Raw genomic sequence first — 20,096 nt, 5'->3', positions numbered from 1 at the left:
ATCTAATAAGTTTCCTTGGAATAAATAGGAATTTATTTCAAAATGGTATGGATTGGAAAGCCATAAACTAATTATTCAACAAGCTATTATAGAATATAAATGGACTTGCTCATTTTCATAGATGATGAAGGAACGCAAATGAAAATATCAGGATTATACAGGCTATACCTAAAAAGAATAAAAAGCTTAAAGTTGCCACCTATTGCCGGGTCAGCACATTTGGTCCAGCGCAGATGCGCAGCTTGGAGCTTCAGATAAAAACTTATAAGAAAATGATACGAAGTCATCCCAACTGGATTTTTGCCGGTGTGTTCTTTGACGTCGAAAGCGGACTGCGTCGAAGCAGCAGAACCGGGCTGGACAAAATGCTCAAGAAAGCAGCAAAAGGCAAAATCGATTACATCATTATAAAATCAATCAGCAGGCTGTCAAGAGATACTTTAGAGGTTTTGAAAATTAGGTTGAAAATTATAAGATTCTTAAGAGAGCGAGGGATCAATATGCATTTTGAAAATGAGAACTTAGCTTCAGCCAAAATGGACTCTGAATTTGAGATTACACTGAGGGGAATGCTGGCACAAGACGAAAGCAGAAATATCAGCGAGAATATTCAGTGGGGATTTCGACACAAGTTCGAAAAAGGCGATACTTTGCTTCAAAAGACATATACGGAAGATTTTATGACAGGCAGGAAAGTCAAGAATGTCGGACAGCGTAGCCGGTATTATGTAAAAGACAGCCATCCAGCTATTATTTCTGCCGAAGTGCTCGATAAGGTTCAGGAAGAAATGGCTCGGCGTGCAAGATTAATTCATACGGAAAATGGAACAGTAGAGTCCAGCGCAAGCAAATATAACGGTAAATATCTTTTAGGAAATTTGCTTATTTGTGGAGATTGTGGTGCATCTTATCGGAGAAGAATGGAAAGGGGTAAGGTGGCTTGGAGATGTGCGACAAGGATAGAAAAAGGGAAAGACGCATGTGCCAACTCGCCTACGATGGATGAGGAGTGGATTAAGAAAGTACTTGGCGAAACGGTATGTGAAAATGGCGCTTATGATGAAAGTGTAATCAGGGATAAAGTTGATATAATTCAGATCTTTAATTCGTATAGCATAATTTGTTATAAAAATGAAGAACAGGCTAAGATATTTTTCTAGAAAGATAGATGGCGAAAAGTTTATATTCTAATAATGAGAATATTGGTAAAATATAGTATAATAAGAATAATTGTATCGATTATTCAGAGATTAAGGCACCAACAAAGAGGAGGATTAACCTGTAAAAGAAACAATTCAAGCCAAAGGTATGGATATTGCTATCTATACTGAAGATTTTCTGAACGAATTTATTTCACTTACAGATATTGCACGCTATAAAAGTGATGAACCCAAAGATGTCATTAAAAATTGGATGAGAAGTAAGGACACAATTGAATTCTTGGGTCTCTGGGAACAATTACATAATGATAAATTTAAAGGGGTCGAATTCGACTCCTTTAGAAATCAAGCAGGTTCAAACGCTTTTACATTGTCACCTCAAAAATGGATTGATAGTACGAATGCAATCGGTATTGTTTCCAAATCAGGCAGAAATGGTGGTACCTTTGCTCATTCTGATATTGCTTTTGAATTTACTTCTTGGATTTCGGCGGAGTTTAAGCTCTATATAATAAAAGACTATAAAAGGCTAAAAAATGATGAAAGCAGTCGGCTTTCCCTGGGGATGGAATCTAAATCGTGAGATTTCAAAACTGAATTACAGAATTCACACTGACGCTATCAAAGAAAATTTAATTCCGCCAGAACTGACACAATATCAAATATCCATAACCTCTGCCAGCGAGGCCGATGTGCTTAATGTCGCACTGTTTGGCATAACCGCTAAGCAGTGGCGCGAAAAAAATCCAGATAAAAATGGAAACATTAGAGATTATGCTACCTTAAATCAATTACTGGTGTTGGCTAATATGGAAAGCTATAATGCGATTTTAATAGAGCAGAGCAAATTGCAACCGAAGAGGCTACAGCTTTTGAATAAGCTAGCCATTCGTCAGCTTGAGTCGATATAGAAAATAAATATGGACACCATTAAACGGCTCGAGGGTTAATATAGCTGGAGTACTGTTTTTATAGGTTTTATTGTTGAGAATTTAAGGGGCAATGGAGGTAAATTGTGGAGCATAGTAAGTTTTCAGACCATAAATTTTAAAAAGGTAAACTTGTTACCCCTTGGAATGAATTTATGTGCGAGTTGAGCAGAGAAGAGTCATGGTATTTTGGAGACTTCCAGAATACCTTTTGTTAGCATTAATATTAGATTACTATGGTCGGGAAGATGGACACGCTAAGTGTTATAGAATAATGAAAAAGCTTGGTATTGCAGAGCTAAAGAAATATATATCAACATTTATCGGAATATTGGGATGAGGGATGGCCTAATGAACTTTGAAGAGTTACTAGAAAAATATCAAACATTGCTGGTTGAAAATAACAATTTAAAGGAAGAAATAAAAAGATTAAAAGCTCAACTTGGCACTGAAGAATTATTGGTTGATTCTGATGAAATTTTTGAGTATAAATCTGACTCTGAAACGTTGGAACAAGAATCAGTTGATCAAGTTTTCACTTCGGAAATTGATAACATGTCAGACCCAATGGAAAAAATCAAGCTGTTTATGTCACTCTTTAAAGGTCGGGATGATGTTTATGCTAAAAGGTGGGAAAATCCAAAAAAAGGGACAGCGGGGTATTCACCGTACTGTTTGAATGAATGGAAACCTGGATTATGCCGAAAACCAACGGGCACTTGTACCAATTGCACTAAAAAGGTATATGCTGTACTAAATGAAAAGGTTATTGATGACCATTTACGAGGATATAAAAATTTTGTCGCAGGAATATATCCCTTGTGCCTTGATGAAACCTGCCATTTTTTAGTTATAGACTTTGATGGAGAAGAATGGCAAAAGGATATTTCAGTACTGAGAGAAGAGTGTGTTAAATTTGATATTCCATTAGCAGTTGAACGCTCACGCTCAGGCAAAGGAGCCCACGGCTGGTTTTTCTTTAAGAGTCCCATACCTGCTGCTTTAGCAAGAAAATTTGGAAGTGCACTACTTACCTGTGCTATGAGTAAAAGGCATGAAATAAGGTTTGAATCCTATGACAGATTTTTTCCAAATCAGGATACCATGCCAAAGGGTGGTTTGGGGAACTTAATTGCTTTGCCTTTGCAAAAAGCTGCAAGAGAGAATCATAACAGTGAATTCATCGATGAAAATTATCAACCATATCGTGATCAATGGGCGTTTTTAGGAGCTATTCCAAAACTCTCTGAAGATAATATTGAAATACTGATATCAAAACTATGTCATGGAAACGAACTTGGCGTATTAATAAAAGATGAAGAAGACCAAAAACCATGGGAAATAAGCAAATCTAGATTATTGAAAAATGATTTCCCCAAGACTGTTGAAATTGTAAAAGCCAATATGATTTTTGTTCCGAAAGCAGGTATTTCTCAAAGAGCGCTAAATTATTTTAAGCGTTTAGCAGCTTTTAAAAATCCCGAATTTTATAAAGCACAGGCCATGAGATTATCAGTAAAAAAGCTACCAAGAATTATCTCGTGTTCTGACGAAACTGTAGAATATTTATGTCTGCCAAGAGGATGCGAAGCTGATTTAAAAGATGTATTTAAAGAACTGAATATAGATGCTGATTTTATAGATAAAACGAACTATGGCAAAAGCGTTGACATTGAATTCAATGGGACTCTGAGAGATGAGCAGTTTCTGGCAATGGACAAGCTATTGAAATATGACAACGGAATACTTTCCGGAACAACGGCTTTTGGTAAAACCGTTGTAGCGATAAAGCTGATTGCTGAAAGAAAAGTTAATACACTTATTATCGTTGACAAAATCAATCTGGTCTCACAATGGAAAAAAAGACTAATGGAGTTTCTTACTATAAATGAAACTTTGCCAGATACAGATGCCGGAAAAAAGAGAGGAAGAAAAAAGTAAAAAAGTATCATAGGGCAATTGGGTGCAGGAAAAAACAACTTAAGTGGAATTATTGATATAGCTGTAATGCAATCGTTAAATAGAATGGGTGAAGTAAAGGATTGTGTAAAAAATTATGGTATGGTTATTGTTGATGAATGTCATCATGTTTCAGCCTTTAGCTTTGAAAAGATACTAAAAAGTGTAAATGCGAGATATGTTTATGGACTAACCGCAACACCAACAAGGAAGGATGGACACCATCCTATTATTTTTATGCAGTGTGGTCCAATACGGTATAGAGATGATGCAAAAAAACAAGCAGAAAAAAGACCTTTTGAGCATTATATTATACCAAGATTTACATCTCTACGAGTTCCCCTGGATAAAGATGAGAAAGATATCTCTATCCAGGAGCTATATGCCGAAATCGTTATGAACGAAATGCGCAATCAGCAGATTATAGATGATGTAGTAAAAAGTTATGAAAATGGTAGGAACTGTGTTGTTCTTACAGAAAGAACTGCACATGTCAAATTACTTACAAAGAAACTGAATGAAAGAATTCCTGACGTGATATCCCTTATGGGTGGAATGAGTGCAAAGAATACCAGAGAAATTCTCGAGCGAATAGCAAATACACCTATAGATGGGCAGTTGACTTTAGTGGCTACGGGTAAATATATAGGGGAAGGGTTTGATGAACCACGTCTTGATACATTATTCTTAGCCATGCCTATATCATGGAAAGGTACTTTACAGCAATATGCAGGACGCCTTCACAGACTATTTGAAAATAAAAATGAAGTGCAAATTTATGATTATGTGGATATTCATGTTAGAATGCTGGAAAAAATGTACAATAAACGACTTAACGGATATGCTTCTATTGGATACAAAGCAAAAGGTAAAAGTATTGCAGCAGAGTCAGTAGATATTATTTTTGACAAAAGCAACTTTTTACCAGTATATGCAAATGATATTGTGAATGCAACGAGAGAAGTTTTGATTGTAAGTCCATTTATCACGAAGAAGCGTACATTACAGATGCTACAATACCTGGGAGTTGCATTAGGAAGCAAGGTGAATGTTATCGTAGTCACCAGACCGCCTGATGATTTTAGAGACAAAAATACGACTGCTTTGAAAGCTACGATTAAACTGTTGCAAGATGCTGGAGTTATTATGGTTTTTAGAACAAATATACATCAGAAATTCGCAGTTATTGATCAAAAAATTATATGGTATGGTAGTATCAATCTATTAAGTTTTGGTAGTGCAGAAGAAAGCATTATGAGACTTGAAAGTCCTAATATTGCAAATGAGTTGATAAAGAGTATAGAAAAATAATTATTATCAATGATCTTACCATCTTCTTTGAGAAGCTTTTTAAAAAATATCAAGCTTTGTTAGTTGACAATGGGGCTTGAAAGAAGAGAGATGAGAAAAGCAATGAATTATAATGAATTTATGAAAGCAGTTGATGAAAAACTATCCGCTATGTCTGAAGTGGAAAAAACTGAATGGATACATAATATGGCCCGTACTACAAATTTGAATCAGAGAATTATATTTTTAAACTCCTTAACAAAAAAACAAGATTATTGTCCAGATATTTCCCTAAAAAAGGAGATAAAAGAGCTAGAAGACTGGTGTAGAAAAATAGAAGATGCAGAAATCTATTTTGAGTGCAGCGGTTATGAAGAGTATGGAGAAAGCTATTGGGATAGCGATTATACTTATGAGTATTCTGATATTTTTGAAATAGGAAAAGAGCTTTCTAGAGCATTTCAGATTGCGGAAGGCTTGTTATTCCAAAAAGAATACCAGCAGGCGGTAGCATTATATGATTTACTTTGCAGTATAACTTTTTCGGCATTGGATAGCGATATTGAAGAGTCGAGTGAGCTGGAGCTGGAAGAGCTTGTAGAAGAAAAACTGGTAATTCTGGATTTGAAGCGTATTGCTCTAAATATGATGTATGCAAAATATCAGGTTACTGAAAGGGGAGAAAGAGCAGCTGCACTGTACCGGTATCTTTCATGGGACATGTGTAAAAACATAAAAGTAGAAGAAATGTTTACTATAGGACCGGAAGAACTTAAAGGGATAGACAGATTTATGGAGGATTGGATTTCTTTTCTGAAAAATACAGATGGCGACCTGGCGGGAGGTTTGCTGTCGGAGGCATGTATATATCAGGGGGGTATCAGCCGTCTATGTGAAGCAGCCAGAGAAGTATGGGCGAGACATCCGATTTTATATCAACATGCTTGTAAGTATTTGCTAAATGAAAAAAAGGAGTTTGAGTGTGTGAAGCTGGGAATGGAGGCTATCAGTGTATTGCCTGAAAAGTTGGTTATTCGGGGAAGCATTGCAGATCTAGCTGCAAAAGCTGCTGTACAGTTGGAAAACACTGATATAATTAATCAATGCTATGAAGTTGCTTTTTATTCTGAATCAACGCTGTACCATTATTTACGGTTATTTGAGCTTTCGGATTACCAGAATATAGCGGATAGAGCGGTGCAGCATGCAGAAACACTGCCTGAGAATTCTATGTGGGAAGGATATCATAAAAATAAACAGATGATGGTGAATAGTCTTTCAAAAGAACATAAAAAGCTTCTCCGGTTCTTTAATGGAGAATTTGATTATATTTATGAAGATTGTAAAAAAGATAGAACTACATTAGGTTGGAGCAACAATTTTAAAGGAACTGTTGTACCACTTTTTATTTTGTTATTAGACAAGAATAAAAAGCTTACAAAAGCTGGTCAACGATTGATAGATGGAATAGAATACAGACTGGGATTCACTGAAGATCATACAAAAAGCTTTACGGATCAATTTTCAGGCTGGAAAGAAAAAGTAGTTCTAAGAAATGAACAATATGAAAAGTATATTGCGTGGCTGAAAGAAGAAGTAGATAAAAGGACTGAGGCTGTTGTAGGGGGGAATTACCGGAAAAGCTATTATAAGGCAGCTGTACTGATAACAGCATTAGGCGAAACCTTGGAGTCAAATGGGAAGTTATATGGAAGAATGGTTACGATAGAACATTATAAAAAAATGCATCCTAGAAAAAGGGCATTTAAAGCAGAATTTGAGCAGTTAAATGAGGAATAAACGAATAAATGGTTATTCCGTTGCATAAAGGAGAGCTTTGAAATGGATAAAACTAACCAGAAGAAAGCAATTAAAGAATTGACTATACTGTTAATGTATTTAACAAGATTTAATGAAAGAGACCGTTTTGGTTCGAGCTTGGATATTGCTTGGAAGGGATATGATTTTGATATTATTAATGAACTGGATGAAGAAGATTATATCCGACAGGGCAGACATCGATCCAAGTCAGTAGCAATTACAGAAGAGGGGATGAAATTAGCAAAGGAATTATTGCTTAAATACAACATATTGGACTGGAAGTAGAAGAAAATATAGAGATTGGTACCGAAACAATAAAAATATGAAAAGTAAAAAATCTCGCTAAAGTGCATCCGCACCAAAGTCACAACTTATGCTGTCAGCACAAAAAGAGATATAGAAGTTGATCAGCAAGGAAAAACCTGAAGATAAAAGTGTGGGTAGATACATGAGGAAAGATAACAAGCCAAAATATTTGAGAGGCTGAAGAAACAATATAGAGATGCTTTTGAGGATTATAAAATTGAAGGAAATATGGGAAATGAAGATGAATATAAAGACGAGTATGACGACATGGAAGAATGGGAAGCTGAGGCTGATTTCTTTGACAAGAGAGATTGGAAGGGCTTGGTAGAATACAGGCGTAAGAAAGCTGAAAATCATTCTGATGACCCTGATTATCAGTGGGGTCTTGGAGAGGCGTATGTGCGAAATAAAGAATATGAGAAAGCAATAAGCTTTTTAGGTGAATTGCATAAAAAATATCCTGATGATCCGAATATTCAGCACAGTTTGTTGGATGCTCTATTTGCAATTGGAAAAGATGAAACAGCCGTAAACTGGATTATTAAGCCTAATATTCTGAGACTTGACAAGGATACTTTAAATTATTGCTATAATTTTTTGAAGAAAAAGAGAAAACCAGAAACTGTTCATGAGTTATATCTGAAATTTTATAACGAGGGTTACCTGGCATTTAATGATAACCAGCTGATGGCTTTATTACATTTTGATAATAGATTTTCGCTCACGGGGAGCAATGTCGACAGCTACGACTACTTTATAAGTGTTAACAGGAAAAAGTAATAAGCAATGAAAATAGGTCATTACTATCCATGTGGTGAAAACCGACAATACTGATGAAATGACACGGATGCTGTAGTGGGATATGTGCATGCATATTGGAATATGTGGGAAGACAAAATGCAATTCATCAATTCGAAAAGAAAAAATGAGCTACTCTCATGAAACTGCATTGTTTTTACATGATTTAACGAGTCGTGACCTTGTGGATTATTGTGTGACTGTGCCAACAGGATATAATGGAAGTAAATTAAATCAGGATGGATTGATTGTGCATACCACTAAAAAAGAACTTTTTAAACTCGGCATCTATACCAGGCAGACTGCTTTTAGGAATGACATTAAAATATTTGATATTATGGAGCGTACAATTTGCGATATTTGAGGGATAGAAATAATCAGGACGTTGTGGTAGTATCGGATGCACTCAAAAAATACACTAGCAGACAGGATAAAGTTATAAATAAGCTGATGAAATATGCTGGGCTTTTCAAGATTGAGAAAATTTTGAAAAACTATCTTGAGGTATTGCTGTGAATATATAAACCATATCGAATTCGATAGGTTTAAGAAGAAGCCGAATATAATGCTTATGCATTATCGCCGAAAAGTCGAATGGAGGTATCCTGCATGAAAGAAAATGATAAAAAGAAGAAGAATTCTTTACAAATAAGAAATAGTACGGCTGAGTTTTTAATATTCACTTCACAAGCCAACGAGAATACAATAGAGGTTCGTGTTGAAGATGAAACAGTTTGGCTATCACAAAAAATGATTGGCGAACTATTTTCAGTTGAATCACATACGATAAATTACCACTTGCAAGAGATTTATAAAACACATGAACTAAGCGAAGAAGCAACTACTCGAAATTTTCGAGTAGTTCAAAGTGAAGGTCAAAGAAAAGTTGAAAGAAGTATTAAATTCTATAATCTTGATGCCATCATATCCGTTGGCTATCGTGTGAATTCATTGAGAGCAACGCAATTTAGACAATGGGCAACAGGCGTGCTGCGAAATTTTGCAATCCGAGGATATGTGCTGGATAAAGAGCGGCTAAAAAACGGTACTTTCTTAAACGAGGATTATTTTGAACATTTGCTTGAAGAAATCAGAGAGATTCGGGCAAGTGAAAGAAGGTTCTATCAGAAGATCACGGATATTTATGCCACTGCTGTTGATTATAATCCGCAAACAAAAATAACAAAGGATTTTTTTAAGACTGTTCAGAATAAGCTACATTTTGCAATTCACCGTAGCACAGCTGCGGAGGTTATATATAATAGAGCCGACAGTACCAAGGAGCATATGGGACTGACAACCTGGAAGAATGCTCCACACGGTAAAATTGTTAAAAGCGATGTTTCTATTGCAAAGAACTATCTGACAGAAAAAGAAATCAAACCCTTAGATCGATTTGTGACGATGTATCTTGATTATGCAGAAAGCCAAGCTGAAAGAAACGTCCCTATGACAATGGAAGACTGGGCTAAGAGGCTAAACGCATTCTTGCAATTCAATGAAAAGGATATATTAGAGAACGCAGGAAAGGTGACGGCTGCTATTGCAAAGGAATTTGCAGAGAGTGAATTTGAAAAATACCGTATCATTCAGGACAGGCTCTTTCAGTCTGATTTTGACAGATTAACAAATAGCATTAAGAATGATGAAGAGTAATAATTGACTATTTGTATTATAAAAACATATGTAAAACATATACGACGCACGTTGAGACTGTCGTGAAGATAGAGAGAAATAGTTTAAATTAAGTATTCAAGATATAGTCCGAATAGAATAGTTATCTGATCACAATGAGGGTTTAAGTGTAGTTTTTTGGAGGAGGTAAACTATTATGTTTAATAGTGAATCAAGAAGAATAATTTTAGACTTGGCTGTGTCCTTGGACGGATTTATTGAGGGTCTAAGTGGAGAAGTTGATTGGTGTATAATGGATGAGGATATGGGTTTTAACGATTTTTTGAATGGCATTGATACGATTTTATATGGACGGAAATCCTATGAATTATGGGGGCAATACGCCCCAGTGAATGAAGCTGCTGATACGGAAAGAGCGCTTTGGGAATTGGTTCATAGCAAGAAAAAATATGTTTTTTCAAAAACGCTTACTAAGATAGATAAAAAAGCAATACTTATAAATGACAATATAGCGGAAGAAGTAAAAAAATTAAAGAAGGAATTGGGCAAGGATATTTGGTTATATGGTGGAGCCAGTCTCATAACAGCATTTATGAACTTAGGACTTGTTGATGAGTATAGACTTTCAGTTCATCCAGTCATTTTAGGGGCAGGAAAACCTTTATTTGTTGACATAAAGCAAAGACAAGAGCTTAAACTGGTGGACACTAGGAGATTCTCTTCAGGTGTAGTTCAGCTCTGCTACCGTCCTGCTGGGAAATAGCACATGACTGAAGTCGTTTTGTCTAGGTAACTACTGGGTGTGTGTTTCAATATGCTAACTGCAACATACCATACATGTTGAGGTTGTCTCACTAATTGGAAGACAGCATCCATAAATAATGATTTAAAAACAAATAATATGGTATAATTGAGTTAAGAATTCAATGAATTATGGAGGTGAAGTCAAAATGCTAACTCTGGATGATATTAAAAACGCTATTTCAGATATCTTGGCAAAATACCCTATTAAAAAAATATCCTTATTTGGTTCTTATGCTAATGGGAGTGCAAAGGAAGACAGTGATGTTGATATTCTTGTTGAATTTTTATCTCCGAATGTTTCGCTTTTAACCATATCAGATATGAAATATGAAATTGAGTCTAAATTAAATAAAGAGGTAGATTTGATTCATGCTCCAATTGAAGAGGATTCGTTGATAAAGATAGATAAGGTTGTTGATATCTATGAACACTAGAGACTATCAAATTATCAATAGCTTCAAGCGAGCTAATAGTTGTGTTCCATGGAGAGCGATTGCTGGGATGAGGGATATTACCGCTCATAAATATCAAACTTTGAAGATGGGCGACGTATGGATTACGCTGGTAGAGGATATTCCTAATGTAAGAATACAATTAGAAGATATGTTAAAGAATGTTAAATTCAAGGATGGCAATTTATAAATGCTATCCTTTCTTTCTAGCAGGATATACATTAAGAGTTCTGATATTTATCGTTTTCAACACATGTAATTAGTTCACTAGCAGTAGAAGTGAAAAAAGCTGTAGATAAGATATGCTAACATACATACCAAGGCGAATGCGTTGCATAGCTAATTCGAATGGAATGGGGTAATTCTGCTATATGATGTTTCAATATAGAAAAGGAGAAGTGTGTAAATATGTCAAACAAGATACTCAAAAGTCAAATGCTGCAAGCCGTGGAAAACCAAATGAAAATGAACGATCCAAAGTGTGTGAATAGTACCTTTCAACGACTTGTAGCCGAAGGCTATACAGAACAGACAGCTAAAGAAATGATTGCTGCTATTCTGGTTGAACAGATGGATTTTATCTTAAAGGAGAATGTCAAATTTAATGAAAAAGAATATGAAGAACGTTTAAACAGCTTAGGGCGGGAGCTGGTACTGGATAATGACGATGCTGATTTTGATGAAACTGAGCATAGCGTCGAAGAATTACTTGGTCAAATTGCCTACAACACAGGATGTTTCCCGAAAGAGCCCATAGAAGAAATTATATGCAAAAAGGAAGAGGCAATCCCGTTTCTGTTGGATATCTTGAGAAAAACAAGGGATAATCCCGAAAAATATCGGGATGAATATGGTTATTTTGCCCATATTTATGCAGCTTACCTTTTGGCACAATTTCGTGTCAAAGAGGCTTATCCAATATTAATCGATATTTTAGGCTTGCCAGACGATTTGCCATATGATTTGTTTGGTGATTCAATATTGGAAGCTGGCAGTCGAATGCTTGCTTCTGTATGTGAGTCAGATGCAAGTCTGATAAAAGTATTGGCAGAAAATGAAGAGGCAGATGAATACATGCGTGGCCAGGCTATAGAGGCATTGGCAATTTTGGCATTACATAATGTGCTAGAAAGAGACGAAGTTGTAGCCTATTATAAGAAACTGATCAATGAACCTGCGATAATGAAAAGCCCTCTATTACTGGCCACGTTAGTGAATTCATGCTGTGATATCTATCCAAAAGAACTGTATGACGATATAAAAAATTGCTATGAAGAAGCTTTGGTGGATGAGTCTGTAATTGGTATGGATAGCGTTGATGATGCGATGCGGCTGGGAAAAGACTATGTTTTAGAGGATTCCAGAAACAATATACACTTGGAATTTATTGAAGATACCATAGCTGAGCTGGAATGGTGGGCTTGCTTTGAGGAAACTTATAAGAATAGAATAAATGCTAGACAAATCGTCAAGAGCACTCAAACGATAACAAAACTGCCCAAAATAGGTCGCAACGATCCATGTCTATGTGGAAGCGGGAAAAAGTATAAGAAGTGCTGCGGAAAATAGAGGGCGAGGGAAACATGCTCGTTCAATGACAAAGAAGCAGATGGATGAATTTAAAAAAATCTGCATTGATTGATGCTGAAAAAACTTTATTTGGATGACGTTCAAAATTAGCAAGCAATACTTTGGTAGTGATTTGCTCAAATAATTATATTTGTTCCAAGGATGTAACAATGTTAGGGGAGAAAATATTCAATTGCCATAATATATTCCAAGATTGTTTGAAGGTGATAAAATGACAAAAGCTCAAAGTACGCCACGTAGAAAAAGGTATAAGAAGGACATACGACTCATTCATGCAGCCCAATGGCTCCAGGAAAATTCCCCAATGAAAAATGTCATTAAACGTTATGCAAAATGGTTTGGGGTATCAAGACTTTGTGCTGCTCAAGAATTAATTAGTTTAGGAGTTATCTTCGATAAAGATGTGGTGAGCAGAGAAAAACAATTGGAAATTGATAAAGCCAATCAGCGCAAGCAAGCTAAGGAGAAGCGTCTGCAACTTTATAATGAAACTTACTATTATTTTGGGAATATAGCAGATGAAGAGGATTGGATAGAACATGATGAAGGTATTCCGTTTTAATATAAAGGTGCTGGTAATACGCTTTGGTACATTCCTACATATGCTAACAGCAAGACACCACTCATGTGGAGTGCGTCGTGAGAATAGAGCGGGTTTAGAGGGTATCATAGTATAAGTGAGTAGTTCGTGAGTTATAAACGACGGGGAATTATTGAAAAATAGCTAACAAAACGACTAACGAAGTATTTCTGAAATGAAAAATGTGTGTGTTGATATCAAGGTGATTTACAAGAAATCCAATATTTCAATTTTTTACAATACATAAGTCATCCCGTTTTCTATTATGAAGATGGAGGTGATATGATTGAAATGTGTGATGATTTTTGATGAAGCCTTACCAACAGGTTTGCTTGCAAATACAGCTGCGGCCTTGGGATTGAGCCTGGGCAACCATGTGCCAGGACTGATTGGCCCCGATGTAACAGATTTCGATGGTGCATTGCACAAGGGTATTACAGCGGTGCCTATTCCGGTATTGGCAGTAGATGGGGATACCCTGAAATCGTTATATAGAATAGCTATGAAAGAAAGCAAGGAACTATTAGTAATTGGGTTTAGTACAACTGCACAGCAATGTCATTCATATGATATGTATTGTGAACGGATTATGCAAAAGTCTGGAAATGAACTGGATTACTTGGGATTATGTTTTTATGGACCTAAGAAGATCGTTAACCGGCTGTGCGGACAATTGAAACTGCTGCGATAATGGGTGTAAATAGAATGGAGAATGAAATGGGATTCGTTAGGTATTACCGTGATGCGGAAGGGAAAGCATATTATTTCAAACACTGCAAAGGTCAGTCCCATGCGTTTCGTAAGCATGCACATGAGGAGTATTCTGTTGCTTTGGTGACCGGAGGCGAAAGTCTTTTTCGGTTCGTTGATAAATGTGATATGGGACGGTTCTTTGTCACAGTAGGTTTCAATGATTATAAATGCTAAATGCAACACACCATCCATGTTGAGACGGTAGTACTGCTAGAGAAAGATATTTGGAATTAATGTGAGATTTTGATGATAGGATATAGAGTGCATGTAGATTATGGGAGTGAAAATGATGAATAGTGATTTAAAGAATTATTTAAATAACCTAATGATTCCTATTCCTGGTGGATTTGAATATTTAAGGGATTATCGGGATGAGCAGAAATGGATTAGTTCAGATTCTAAAATGAGCATACCTGGAAAAAAAGGAAATTTGACAGAAATAGAAAGCAAAATTGAAATTAAACCTTTTCTTCTTGCCAAATATCCAGTGACAAAAAGTTTGTATGAAGTAATAATTCAAAAATCGCTAAGCAATATAGAGGGAAATTCTATACCTATGGTAAATGTATCTTGGTACGATGCTATTTTATTCTGCAACCTACTTTCTAGAGAATGTGGACTGAATGCATGTTATAGTTTTGAACAAAATGGCAGTAATGCATTTTGCGATTGGAATGCGGATGGATATAGGTTACCCACAGATGCAGAATGGCAGTATGCTTGTAAAGCTACATCCACAGGTTACAGGTATGGAGAAATAGGAGATATTGCTTGGTATCGTGAGAATTCGGAAGGTAGGATTCATGAGGTTGGTAAAAAAGAGCCCAATAATTGGGGATTATACGATATGCTAGGAAACACGTGGGAATGGTGCTGGGATTTGTATGATGAAAAAACATATGGTGAATATCGCATTTTTCGTGGGGGGAGCTGGGCGGAACAGGCTAGAGGATGTGGAGCAACTTGCCGCCGTCGTGGGCATCCCTCATTTGGAATAGATGATCTAGGATTTCGTTTGGCTAGATCAATCTGAAAAGAAGAACCAGTTTAAATTCATTAAAGGAGATTATAACTGGCAGAGAAGGTTAGTGGCCAAATATTCACAAGAATGGCTTACTACCCATTGGGCCTATAAATACGCTGATATAAACCTTAAGCTAATAAAATGAAAGGAAATAGAATATGGAACCTAGGATTGAAACTTGTAAAGAAACCAAGTTGATCGGAAAAAAGATAAGGATGTGTTTTGCAAATAACAAAACGGCCGAACTTTGGCGGAGCTTTATACCCAGACGAAAGGAAATAAAGAATTTCGTCAATGCTGATTTATATTCGGTAGAAATTTATCCTAACACTGCCTTTTGTGAGGATTTCAATCCAATGCAAGAATTTGAAAAGTGGGCAGCAACGGAGGTAAGAGACTTTGATACAATTCTGGATGATATGGAAAAATTGATTATTCCTTCGGGTCAATATGCTGTTTTTTACTACTGAGGAAAACCTAGTGAAGCTCAAGAGACCTTTCGCTTTATTTATGGTACTTGGCTCCCAAATTCTGAGTATGAAATGGATGATAGACCCTATTTTGCCTTAATGGGAGATAAATATAAAGGTGAAGTCCTTGATTCCGAAGAAGAATTTTGGATACCGATAAAGAAAAAATAAAAGTTAGCACCTAACATTGGCGATACGTATGCGGGGGAAAGCATTAATATGAGATCAATTGCAATAAACAAACAAATCAGTATTCGATAATGAAACTCAATAAAATCTCGCACTGTGTATAACCGACATCTTTATGTGAACTGTTGAATAGAAGTGTGATTTTTCTTGGAAATTGTGTAACTGTGCAAATACAATAGGGGACGGGCGTTTGATATGAATACAGTGACTGCATATATGTATGCTAACTGCAACACACCACTCATGTTGAGGCTGTTGTGAGAATAGAGAGGAAATAGCCTGATCTCAAAGGCTTTGAAGGATTTTAAGTAAAAATTGAAGTGTGTTTTATGTTCCCTCAGACTGATAGTTTGGGGGGATTTGTTTTTAGGGGATGCATTTTTCTCATAAACAAATACACGAAAAGCATCGGCTTTTTATGTAGGGATATAGTTCTAATGTGGAAACACTCCCCTATAAACAATTAGGATACATGTGTATTTCAAAGTATCTATAAAAAAATATATAAGACTTTCAAAAAAGTATTGCAATACATCTATGGATGGAATAACATATATTATATAACGCTAGTTACATAACTGGCGATTCATGAAAGAGGAGATTAATATGGGGCCTAAAGTTAAATTTACAAAGGCGCAAATAATTGATTCAGCCTTTGAAATAGCAAAAACAGAAGGAATAGATAATATAACTATGAGAAAAATAGCAGAAAAAATGGGTAGTTCTGTAGCCCCAATCTATGTAAATTTTAAGGATGTTAATGAACTGACTGAAGCTGTAATGGAACGGATTATGGACATTAGTCAGCGGCTTCTAATCGAAGAAAGCACAGGAAACCCCTTTCATGATATGGGGATGGCAAGCCTAAGATTTGCTAAGGAGTACAGTGTACTTTTTAGAGATTTAATTATGAAAAATAATAGCTATATGAAAGGCTATGATGAAAAAATGATACCTGTCCTAATTGAAGAGATGAAACAAGATCCTGAGCTAGAGGGTTTCACTGTGGATGAGTTAAAGACAATATTATTAAAAATAAGGATATTCCAATTAGGACTTTCAGTAATGGCTGCCAACGGCTTACTGCCAAAGGATTATGAAAAGCAGGATTTGATGAATATATTATCAAGTACAGCCAATGATGTAATATTATCAACCAGACTAAGCAAAAATCAATCAAAATAAACATTGAAAAGGGGGAAGTAAAATGTTTAAAAGAATGAGATGCATCGTATCAATAAGTCTACTAATTGTCTGGGTTGTTACCTTAACCACGACTATTGCTTCCGCTAAAAACATTCAAACTGGTGAATTAGAAGTTTTTTTAGACAATATGCTGGGAACAAAACTGCAAAAGTATCATATTCCTAATGCAACAGTATCGGTGGTGAAGAAAGGTGAAATTGTTTATAAAAAGGGATTCGGTTTTGCAGATATCGAAGAAAACATTCCTGTTGATGCCGACACTAGTCTTTTCCGCATAGGTTCTACTTCAAAACTAATTACTTGGACTGCGGTAATGCAACTTGTAGAAGATGGCAAACTAGATCTAGATACAGATGTTAATCACTACTTAGATTTTGAAATACCGCCAAGGCTTGTAAATTCTATAGAGGGGATTACAGCAGAACCCATAACCCTAACCCATTTGATGACCCATACGCCAGGCTTTGAAGATTATCCTGATGTACTTTTCAGGCTATCAGCCGATAAACGCCTGCCTTTGAATGAATACATAAGAAAATACCTGCCTTCTAGAATATTTCCAGCGGGCGAAGTTGCTGCGTATTCCAATTATGGTACAGCTTTGGCAGGTTATATTGTAGAAAGGGCATCAGGTTTACACTTTGCAGAATATGTTGAAAAGAATATTTTCCAACCTTTGGAGATGAATAGAAGTACCTATCGACAACCCCTAACATTAGACTTAGCTACTCATATTGCAAAGCCTTATAGATTTATTAACGGGGTGTATGTCGAAGGAGACTTCGAATATATATTGCCAGAACCTGCAGGTAGTATGAGTAGTACTGCCTCAGATATGACCAGATTTATGATAGCTCATCTAGATGATGGTATTTATAATGGAGGACGAATCCTTAAGGAAGAAACTATAAAAAAAATGCATAAGCAGCACTTTACCAATCACCCTGACTTAGGAGGTATGACCCTTGGATTTATGGAGGGTATTTTCAATAACCAAGGCGTGATTTTCCATGGTGGTGGTACTATGCTCTATAGTACAGGTCTTTATTTACTGCCAGAAGAAGATATAGGTATTTTTATGTCCTATAGTGGTGGAAACCATCTTCTTCATTCTGAGATATTTCAAGAGTTTATGGACTATTACTATCCTGCTGAAGTCCCACTTAAGAACTTACCTCACAATGACAGCAAAGAAAGAGCTAAAAAGTTTATAGGCGAATACCAGATGAACAGAAGAAGTATTACAACTGATGAGAAGAGTGGCAGTTTATTTATGGGTGTTATACATGTTGATGTGGATGAAGATGGATATCTCTTGATAACGAATGTTGGAGAAACAAATCAATTTATTGAAATTGAGCCCGGTGTATATCAGAACCTAAGAGAAGGCAGAACCCAGGATTATTTTGGCCCATTTCATAAGATCATTTTTAAAACAGATCCCTATGGGCGAGTAATGCTGACTACCGATGGTCCTATGACATACTCGAAAGCTCCCTTTTATGCAACTATGGGTTTTACATTAATAACTCTAATAATTATATTATTTATCCTGATAGGCTCACTTGTCTACTGGATTATCAGAAGAATATTAGTACAGTTTAAACAGAGAAAAATCCATGACTCAAAACTTGCTATCATTACTCAATGGATTGGAATTTGTTTTAGCATTGCAGTTCTGGTTTTATTTGCTGGTATTCTTTCTTCAGGAGAAACTGATCCTGTATATCAATTACCAAAAGTTGCTTATATGCCTATTGAGGGAAGGTTATTACTTGATTTTATAGCAGTACTAATGATGATTTCTAGTCTTTCATTGGTATTTCTTTCAGTGATTGCTTGGTGGAAGAACCTTTGGAAGATGTCTACCCGTATTCATTATACTTTATTTACTTTGGCTGCCTTGGGATTGATGTGGATATCTAATTATTGGAATCTGTTTAAATGATTTTGCTAAACGGGGTGACATGGGATGGATCATTGACATAGTTCATTTTCAATGAGTTGTGTATATGCTAATTGGAACACCCTATGCACGTTGAGGCTGTCGTGAGAATAGAGAGGAAATAATTATGATCAAGAACTTTCGATATGAAAAATGCATAGATTTAGAATACAAAAAGGAGGAGAACATGAAACTTGAATTAGGAAATATTAAAATCGGTCAGCCTGCATATAGAGCCTTAAAAAATGCAGGAATTGAAAGTCTAGATCAGCTAACCCAGTATAGAGAAACTGAATTATTGGCTCTACATGGGTTTGGACCTAAAGCTTTAGGGATTTTAAAAAGTATTCTTGCAGAATATGGTCTTTCTTTCAAAATAGAGGAGTAAGTATTATAATTTGTAAGGCATCAAATTTATTCGATTGAAAAATAAACACATAAGTATGTTAACTGCAACACACCACCCACTGTGAGGCTGTAGCTTTGGTGGTTAGGGAGTAGGATGAAATTAAGGATCCCCTGTTGAGATAAAGTCAATGGGGGATTATTGCTATTCAATTTAAACATGTTTGGGGAGGCTGGACAATAGTATATTGTTGACTTGTGAATATAAAATATCCCCTCGAGCATTCAGATTTTTATCATTTAATCTGTCAACTCAAAGGGGATTATAACGTATTGCTGCTAAGAATATACAATTTATAGTAACTTAATCAATTCTTCTAACTTTGCAGACAAAACTTTTGCAAGCTCAAAATTAGAATCTTTTAAAGCCAATTCTATTTGCGTTTCAACAGATCTTTTCTTTTGTTCAATTTCTAAGTAGTCTTTATTAAAATGCTTAGCATAAATCATCTTTCTAAAATTCCGTATACTCATTTTTCTAATTGTCTTATCTTCAATGATTAAAACAAAATCCATACAGTTTACTATAAAATAGAAATCATGAGAAATCATTAAAACCGCACCGTTATAGTTTTCTATGGCTTTTTCTAGTGCTATTTGTGAATAGGTGTCTAAATGACTTGTCGGTTCATCCAGAAGCAGCATGTTTGCTTTACTAGCAGAAACTTTGGCCAATTGAAGTAAATTTTTTTCTCCACCAGATAAAGATCCTATCTTTTGATTGATGATTTCTTCGCCAAAACCATAGTTTGAAATATATGATCTAATCTCTTGATAAGT

20 protein-coding genes and 4 pseudogenes are annotated in these 20,096 nt (G+C 35.8%); 23 read left to right on the top strand and 1 reads right to left on the bottom strand.

All coding sequences use genetic code 11. The features are described from left to right. The first annotated feature begins 146 nt into the window (after positions 1-146). From K0R93_RS06055 to K0R93_RS05960, 23 genes and pseudogenes are all read left to right on the top strand, one after another. Entirely contained in the window at positions 147-1,160 is a 1,014-nt protein-coding gene (locus K0R93_RS06055; RefSeq protein ID WP_300299174.1) for a recombinase family protein, read from the top strand. A gap of 148 nt (positions 1,161-1,308) precedes the next feature. Next, the gene (locus K0R93_RS19130) at positions 1,309-1,743 is read left to right on the top strand and encodes a KilA-N domain-containing protein (RefSeq protein WP_330685049.1); all 435 of its coding nucleotides are present in this window, start codon (positions 1,309-1,311) and stop codon (positions 1,741-1,743) included. After that, a complete protein-coding gene (locus K0R93_RS19125; RefSeq protein ID WP_330685048.1) occupies positions 1,697-2,071 on the top strand; it encodes a hypothetical protein in 375 nt (124 codons plus the stop codon). Before K0R93_RS19130 ends, K0R93_RS19125 begins: the two co-directional genes overlap by 47 nt. A 354-nt stretch (positions 2,072-2,425) precedes the next feature. Next, a pseudogene (locus tag K0R93_RS19120) lies at positions 2,426-4,246 on the top strand (TOTE conflict system archaeo-eukaryotic primase domain-containing protein); the annotation flags it as partial. A gap of 39 nt (positions 4,247-4,285) precedes the next feature. Further along, on the top strand, positions 4,286-5,359 hold the full coding sequence (locus K0R93_RS19115) for a phospholipase D-like domain-containing protein (protein WP_330685059.1): 1,074 nt from the start codon (positions 4,286-4,288) through the stop codon (positions 5,357-5,359). A gap of 102 nt (positions 5,360-5,461) precedes the next feature. Continuing rightward, on the top strand, positions 5,462-7,138 hold the full coding sequence (locus K0R93_RS06040; RefSeq protein ID WP_300299008.1) for a hypothetical protein: 1,677 nt from the start codon (positions 5,462-5,464) through the stop codon (positions 7,136-7,138). A gap of 42 nt (positions 7,139-7,180) precedes the next feature. After that, positions 7,181-7,444: a DUF6429 family protein gene (locus K0R93_RS06035; RefSeq protein ID WP_300299006.1), complete on the top strand. Its 264-nt coding sequence runs from the start codon at positions 7,181-7,183 to the stop codon at positions 7,442-7,444. A gap of 249 nt (positions 7,445-7,693) precedes the next feature. Then, positions 7,694-8,245 (top strand): tetratricopeptide repeat protein, encoded by a 552-nt coding sequence (locus K0R93_RS06030; protein WP_300299004.1) that lies wholly within the window; start codon positions 7,694-7,696, stop codon positions 8,243-8,245. Positions 8,246-8,333: 88 nt separating this feature from the next. Further along, complete coding sequence (locus K0R93_RS06025; protein ID WP_300299002.1) at positions 8,334-8,627, top strand: type IV toxin-antitoxin system AbiEi family antitoxin domain-containing protein; 294 nt, start codon at positions 8,334-8,336, stop codon at positions 8,625-8,627. 245 nt (positions 8,628-8,872) lie between these two features. Next, complete coding sequence (locus K0R93_RS06020; RefSeq protein WP_300299000.1) at positions 8,873-9,919, top strand: virulence RhuM family protein; 1,047 nt, start codon at positions 8,873-8,875, stop codon at positions 9,917-9,919. Positions 9,920-10,094: 175 nt separating this feature from the next. Then, a complete protein-coding gene (locus K0R93_RS06015; protein WP_300298998.1) occupies positions 10,095-10,661 on the top strand; it encodes a dihydrofolate reductase family protein in 567 nt (188 codons plus the stop codon). Positions 10,662-10,848: 187 nt separating this feature from the next. Further along, positions 10,849-11,136: a nucleotidyltransferase family protein gene (locus K0R93_RS06010; protein WP_300298996.1), complete on the top strand. Its 288-nt coding sequence runs from the start codon at positions 10,849-10,851 to the stop codon at positions 11,134-11,136. Continuing rightward, positions 11,126-11,344, top strand: a complete 219-nt coding sequence (locus K0R93_RS06005; protein WP_300298994.1) for a HepT-like ribonuclease domain-containing protein — start codon at positions 11,126-11,128, stop codon at positions 11,342-11,344. Before K0R93_RS06010 ends, K0R93_RS06005 begins: the two co-directional genes overlap by 11 nt. A 218-nt stretch (positions 11,345-11,562) precedes the next feature. After that, a pseudogene (locus tag K0R93_RS06000) lies at positions 11,563-12,570 on the top strand (DUF1186 domain-containing protein); the annotation flags it as partial. Positions 12,571-12,645: 75 nt separating this feature from the next. Further along, positions 12,646-12,723 (top strand): annotated as a pseudogene (locus K0R93_RS19195) (SEC-C metal-binding domain-containing protein); the annotation flags it as partial. A gap of 232 nt (positions 12,724-12,955) precedes the next feature. After that, entirely contained in the window at positions 12,956-13,306 is a 351-nt protein-coding gene (locus K0R93_RS05995) for a hypothetical protein (RefSeq protein ID WP_300298990.1), read from the top strand. Between the two features lie 313 nt (positions 13,307-13,619). Continuing rightward, entirely contained in the window at positions 13,620-14,015 is a 396-nt protein-coding gene (locus K0R93_RS05990) for a DUF2000 domain-containing protein (protein WP_300299172.1), read from the top strand. A gap of 26 nt (positions 14,016-14,041) precedes the next feature. After that, positions 14,042-14,251 carry a hypothetical protein gene (locus K0R93_RS05985; RefSeq protein ID WP_300298988.1) on the top strand — a complete coding sequence of 70 codons (210 nt, stop codon included), beginning with the start codon at positions 14,042-14,044 and terminating at the stop codon, positions 14,249-14,251. Positions 14,252-14,366: 115 nt separating this feature from the next. Beyond that, positions 14,367-15,110 (top strand): formylglycine-generating enzyme family protein, encoded by a 744-nt coding sequence (locus K0R93_RS05980; protein ID WP_300298986.1) that lies wholly within the window; start codon positions 14,367-14,369, stop codon positions 15,108-15,110. A gap of 149 nt (positions 15,111-15,259) precedes the next feature. Beyond that, positions 15,260-15,742, top strand: a pseudogene (locus tag K0R93_RS05975) (GyrI-like domain-containing protein). Positions 15,743-16,366: 624 nt separating this feature from the next. After that, positions 16,367-16,945: a TetR/AcrR family transcriptional regulator gene (locus tag K0R93_RS05970; RefSeq protein ID WP_300298984.1), complete on the top strand. Its 579-nt coding sequence runs from the start codon at positions 16,367-16,369 to the stop codon at positions 16,943-16,945. A gap of 22 nt (positions 16,946-16,967) precedes the next feature. Beyond that, complete coding sequence (locus tag K0R93_RS05965; RefSeq protein ID WP_300298982.1) at positions 16,968-18,914, top strand: serine hydrolase domain-containing protein; 1,947 nt, start codon at positions 16,968-16,970, stop codon at positions 18,912-18,914. Between the two features lie 184 nt (positions 18,915-19,098). Further along, positions 19,099-19,299, top strand: a complete 201-nt coding sequence (locus tag K0R93_RS05960; RefSeq protein ID WP_300298980.1) for a DNA-directed RNA polymerase subunit alpha C-terminal domain-containing protein — start codon at positions 19,099-19,101, stop codon at positions 19,297-19,299. A gap of 311 nt (positions 19,300-19,610) precedes the next feature. Here the strand turns inward: K0R93_RS05960 and K0R93_RS05955 are convergent. Continuing rightward, on the bottom strand, positions 19,611-20,096 hold a 486-nt coding region (locus tag K0R93_RS05955), incomplete at its 5' end, for an ATP-binding cassette domain-containing protein (protein ID WP_300298978.1).

Origin of the sequence: Anaerosolibacter sp. (assembly GCF_029240175.1) — a bacterium.
GTDB lineage: Bacteria > Bacillota > Clostridia > Peptostreptococcales > Thermotaleaceae > Anaerosolibacter.
This window is presented reverse-complemented; position numbering and strand designations above follow the sequence as displayed.